Annotated in this window: 5 protein-coding genes; 2 read left to right on the top strand and 3 right to left on the bottom strand. The window is 77.3% G+C overall.

Translation table 11 applies throughout. The annotated features are described in order from the left end of the window. Positions 1-1763, top strand: a 1763-nt coding sequence (locus tag ABD352_RS00845; protein ID WP_344610206.1) for an MMPL family transporter, incomplete at its 5' end; no start/stop codon positions are given. Here ABD352_RS00845 and ABD352_RS00850 read toward each other — a convergent pair. The 3 genes from ABD352_RS00850 to ABD352_RS00860 all read right to left on the bottom strand — a co-directional run bounded on the left by ABD352_RS00850 (position 1659) and on the right by ABD352_RS00860 (position 3966). Beyond that, a complete protein-coding gene (locus ABD352_RS00850) occupies positions 1659-2225 on the bottom strand; it encodes a GNAT family N-acetyltransferase (protein WP_344610207.1) in 567 nt (188 codons plus the stop codon). The genes ABD352_RS00845 and ABD352_RS00850 overlap by 105 nt on opposite strands. Positions 2226-2299: 74 nt before the next feature. Next, on the bottom strand, positions 2300-2740 hold the full coding sequence (locus ABD352_RS00855) for a universal stress protein (RefSeq protein ID WP_344610208.1): 441 nt from the start codon (positions 2738-2740) through the stop codon (positions 2300-2302). Next, positions 2737-3966 carry an SLC13 family permease gene (locus tag ABD352_RS00860; RefSeq protein ID WP_344610209.1) on the bottom strand — a complete coding sequence of 410 codons (1230 nt, stop codon included), beginning with the start codon at positions 3964-3966 and terminating at the stop codon, positions 2737-2739. Before ABD352_RS00860 ends, ABD352_RS00855 begins: the two co-directional genes overlap by 4 nt. A 329-nt stretch (positions 3967-4295) precedes the next feature. Here ABD352_RS00860 and ABD352_RS00865 point away from each other — a divergent pair. Beyond that, on the top strand, positions 4296-4807 hold a 512-nt coding region (locus ABD352_RS00865), incomplete at its 3' end, for a hypothetical protein (RefSeq protein ID WP_425553428.1).

A 4807-nucleotide genomic window follows, 5' to 3' on the forward strand; every position in this document is an offset into this window, starting at 1 on the left:
TGGTGGCGGAGCCGCTGCCCGTCGCCGCCGGCAACGACGCGGCGGCGGCGGCGGTCGAGCGGGTCCGGGCCGCGGTCGGCGGGCCCGCGGCGGCCCGGCCCGACGGGCTGACCGTGCAGGTCACCGGCGGCCCGGCGTTCGCCCGGGACATCGCGGCCGCGTTCGACGGCGCCGACGTCACGCTGCTGGTCGCCACGGCGATCGTGGTCGCGGTGCTGCTGCTGGTGACGTACCGCAGCCCGCTGCTGTGGCTGGTCCCGCTGGCCGTGATCGGCGCGGCCGACCAGGTGGTGACCCAGCTGCTGCCCTGGGTGGCGCGCGTCGCCGGGCAGCCGACCGAGGGCGAGGTGAGCGGCATCGTCTCCGTGCTCGTCTTCGGCGCCGGGACGGACTACGCGCTGCTGCTCATCGCGCGGTACCGCGAGGAGCTGCGCCGCACCGAGGACCGCCTCACCGCCCTGCTCACCGCGGTGCGCGCGGCCGCGCCGGCGATCGCCGGCAGCGCCACCACCGTGGTGCTGGCCCTGCTCACGCTGCTCGCCGCCGTGCTCACCACCAACCGCACGCTCGGCGCCGCGGCCGCCCTCGGCGTCGTCGTCGCGCTCGTCTTCGGGCTGCTCGTGCTGCCCGCCGCCCTGGCCCTGCTGCCGCGCGGGGTGTTCTGGCCGTTCGTGCCGCACGCGGGCTCCGACGACCCGGCCGGCACCGGCCCGTGGGCCCGCCTGGCCGAGGGCGTGCGCCGCCGCCCGCGCGCGGTCCTGGTGGCCTCGCTGGTGCTGCTGGCCGGGCTGGCCGCGGGCCTGGCCGGCACGAAGGTCGGCCTGGCCCAGACCGAGCAGTTCCGCACCGAGGTCGAGTCGGCCACCGGCGCGCAGACCCTGGCCCGGCACTTCCCGGCCGGCGCGGCCGAGCCGGTCCGGGTGATCGTCCGCTCCGCCGCGGCCGGCCCGGCCGTCGCGGCCGCCCGCGGGGTCGGCGGGGTGGCCCGGGTCGAGCAGCCGGAGCGCTCCGACGACGGCACCCTCACCGCCTTCGACGTCGAGCTGACCGCCGGCTCCGGCACCTCCGCCGCCGACCGGACCGTGCGCGACCTGCGGGCCGCCCTGGCCGCCGTCCCGGCCGCGGAGCCCCTCGTCGGCGGCGAGCCCGCGAAGGACCTCGACGAGCGCGACGCCAACCTTCGCGACGATCTGGTGGTGGTACCGCTGGTGCTCGCCGTCGTGCTCCTGGTCCTCGTCGCGTTGCTGCGCTCGCTGGTGGCCCCGCTGCTGCTGCTCGCCACCGTCGTGGTGAGCTTCGCCGCCTCGCTCGGCGCGGCGAGCCTCGTCCTGCGCCACGGCCTGGGCATCCCGGCGCTCGGCACGGCGGTGCCACTGCTGGCCTTCCTGTTCCTCGTCGCGCTCGGCGTCGACTACAACATCTTCCTGGCCACCCGGGCCCGCGAGGAGGCCGCGCGCGTGGGCACCCGGGACGGCACCACCCGGGCGCTCGCCACCACGGGCGGGGTCATCACCTCGGCAGGCATCCTGCTCGCGGCGGTCTTCGCGGTGCTCGGCGTCCTGCCGGTGATCGTGCTGACCCAGATCGGCGTCATCGTCGGCATCGGCGTGGTCGTCGACACGCTGCTCGTGCGCACCCTGGTCGTTCCGGCGCTGGCCCTACTGCTCGGCGAACGCTTCTGGTGGCCGGCGCGGGTCGCCGGCGACCAGCGACCAGACCTCGGTGTCGTGGCGGACGCCGCGGAAGGGGTACGACTCCCGTAGCACCCCGTCGAGGCGCATGCCGAGCCGGCGGGCCACGGCGGAGCTGGCGGTGTTGTCCGGCCGGCACCGCCACTCGACGCGGTGCAGCCCGCGGGTGTCCAGCGCCCAGTCGACGAGCAGCCGGGCCGCCCGGGTGATCAGCCCGCGGCCCTGCGCGGCCGGCTCCAGCCACACGCCCATCTCGGCGCTGCCGGCCTTGGCGTCGAAGGCGACGAACATGCACCCGCCGACCAGGGTGCCGTCCAGCCAGATGCCGTAGAGCCGGCCGGCGTCGCGGGCCTGCAGGTCGGCGTAGCGCTGCAGCGTCGCCCGGGCCAGCTCCGGGTCGGCGTTGACCGACGCCCACGGTATCCACGGGTCGACGGTGGCCCGGGCCCGCTCCATGTGGGCGAAGAACTCCTCGGCCTGCCACGGCTCCAGCGGCCGCAGCTCGGCCCCGTCACCCAGTTCCGCGCTGAACATGATCGCTACCGTACCGCCCGTGCCGCCACCAGCGCGGCGCGGGCGGCGGCCCCGGTCACGGCCATCGGTCTCGCTCACGGCCAGATGAGCAGGACCTGGCACGGGGCGTGGTCGACGACGAAGCGGGTCTGGCGGCCCAGGCTGCGCGGCCCCGGGCGGGAGCGGTCGCCGTCGCGGGCCACGACGAGCAGGTCGGCGTCGTGCTCCAGGCAGGCGGCGACGACCTCGCGCTCCGCCGGCCCGCGACGCGTGCTGATGCCGGCCGTCCGGCCCACCCGCTTGGCGGCCGCGGCGGCCATGTCCAGCCCGGCCGCCTCCGCGGCGGCGGCGACGGCCGGCCCCGGGTCGTGGTGCCCGCGCCCCATGAGCCCGGTCCAGGCGCCGCTGACCTCCCCGGCCAGGGCGGGATCGTTGACGTACAGCAGGGTGATGCGCGCCTCGGGCGGGGCGAGCCGGGCCGCGGCGTCGGTGGCGGCCGGCCAGGTCCCCTCGGCGAGCCAGACGAGGACGTTCATACCCCAGACAGTTGCAGACCGACCCACAGTGCCGCCACCGCGGCGACGAGCGCGGCCGGCACGGCGAGCGCCCCGAGCCGCAGGAACTGCCCGGCCGAGGGCGCCGCGTCGCGGGCGTGCAGGATCTGCCGCCACAGCAGCGTGGCGAGGGAGCCCACGTACGTCAGGTTCGGCCCCACGTCGACCCCGATGAGCACGGCCAGCAGCAGGCCCGGGTTGTGCTGGACGGCTGGGAGCAGTACCAGCGTCGCGGGAAGGTTGTTGAGCACGTTGGCCAGCAGCGCGGCGAGCCCGGCCACGGCCAGCAGCCCGAGGAAGTCGGCCCGCCCGGGCACGAGCCCGTCCACGAGCCGCCCGAGCCCGTGCTCGCGCACCGCGAGCACGACGACGCCGAGCCCGAGCACGAACGCGCAGAACGCCGGGTTGGCCGCCTGGATCACGGCCCTGAGCCGCAGTTTCCTGATGATCGGCACAGCCAGCGCCACGGCACCGGCCACCGCGGAGAACGCCGGATGCACCCCGAGCGGCTGCCCGATCGCGAACCCCGCGAGGGTGGCCCCGAGCACGATCAGCGCGTAGCGGGGCGCCGGCCCCGCCTCGACGCCGTGATCGGAGGCCGGCACGGCGAGGTCCGAGGCGAAGAAGCGGCGCAGGACGACGTACTCGACCCCGATCACGGCCAGCCACGGCAGCGTCATCAGCCCGGCGAAGGCGGCGAAGGACAGGCCGCTGGCCGCGAACGCCAGCAGGTTGGTGAGGTTGGATACGGGCAGCAGCAGCGAGGCCGAGTTGGCCAGGTGCGTGCAGGCGTACACGTGCGGCGCCGGCCGCGCCCCGATGCGCAGCGCCGCCGCGAACACCACCGGCGTGAGCAGCACCACGGTCGCATCGAGACTGAGCACCGCCGTCACCAGCGCGGCCGCCGCGAACACGGCCCCGAGCAGCCGCTGCGGCCGCCCCCGGCTCCCCCGGGCGGCGAGGTCGCCGATGTACGCGAAGACGCCGTGCTGCTCGGCGAGGTACGACAGCAGCAGCACGGCGGCGAGGAACCCCACGGTCGGCCCGAGCTCCCGCACCTCGTCCGCCGCGGCCCGCCACCCGACCAGCCCCGCCCCGACGGCCACCCCGGCCGCCGGCACCGCCGCCGCCGCCTCGGGCAGGCCGAACGGCCGCGCCACGGCGAACCCGAGCACGACCACCGGCAGCACCACCGCGACGACGAGCACGGCGGCAGCTTACGGCGCGACCCGCACCACCAGCCCGGGGTGGTCGGTCACCATCCCGAGATCGACCACGTCCACGCCCACGTACCCACCCCGGGCCAGCACGCGCCGCACCCCGCCGTCGTCCCCGCCCCGATACCGGCTCCGCCGTCACGACCACCGACACCGTAGGTCGCCGATGCGATGGGGAGCGCCGTCCAGGGCCGTGCCCGTGGCCTCGGCGGGCGGACCCGGCATCGCCGAGCGCCATGGAAGCCTCCTCGTCGTCGGGGCCCTCCCCCGTCCGCTCAACCGGCCGTGTTGCGGGGCCCGCGCGGGGTACCACAGCGGGAATGGATCTCCGGCTCGGCCCCGCCGGGCCCGTGGCGGCCCGCGCCGCGGGGACGATGCTGGCGGCGCTGCTGGTGCTGTGGTGGGCCGGGATGCTCGAGCACACCGCGTACGCCACGTTCGGCGCGTTCGCGTCGGTATACGGCGGCCCGGCCCGCACGGTGCGCCGGTGGCGGCTGCAGGCGGCGCTCGGCGCCCTGCTGACGTGCTCGGTCGCCATCGGCGCCCTCGTCGGCACGCTGCCGCAGCGGGCGTGGGTGGCGGTGCCGGTCGCGGCCGCGTGGGCCGGGCTCACCGCGCGGCTCTCCGACAGCTTCGCGTGGCGGCCGCCGGGCCCGATGATCCCGGTGTTCGCGCTGTCGACCTGCGCGGCGATCCCCACCCGGCCGGCCGGGGTGGCCTCCGCGGTGCTGGTGGCGGCGGCCACCGCGGCGTTCGCGGTGGCGCTCGGCGCGGCGGAGGTGCGCCTCGCCGGTCCCGGCCCGCCCGCCCCTCCGCCGCCGGGGCCGCAGCC

Source organism: Dactylosporangium salmoneum (assembly GCF_039532525.1).
Classification (GTDB): Bacteria; Actinomycetota; Actinomycetes; order Mycobacteriales; family Micromonosporaceae; genus Dactylosporangium; species Dactylosporangium salmoneum.

Bases quoted from the DNA above. Each gene is read 5' to 3' on its own strand.
- ABD352_RS00850 (WP_344610207.1), bottom strand. From the start codon at position 2,225: ATGTTCAGCGCGGAACTGGGTGACGGGGCCGAGCTGCGGCCGCTGGAG.
- ABD352_RS00855 (WP_344610208.1), bottom strand. From the start codon at position 2,740: ATGAACGTCCTCGTCTGGCTCGCCGAGGGGACCTGGCCGGCCGCCACC.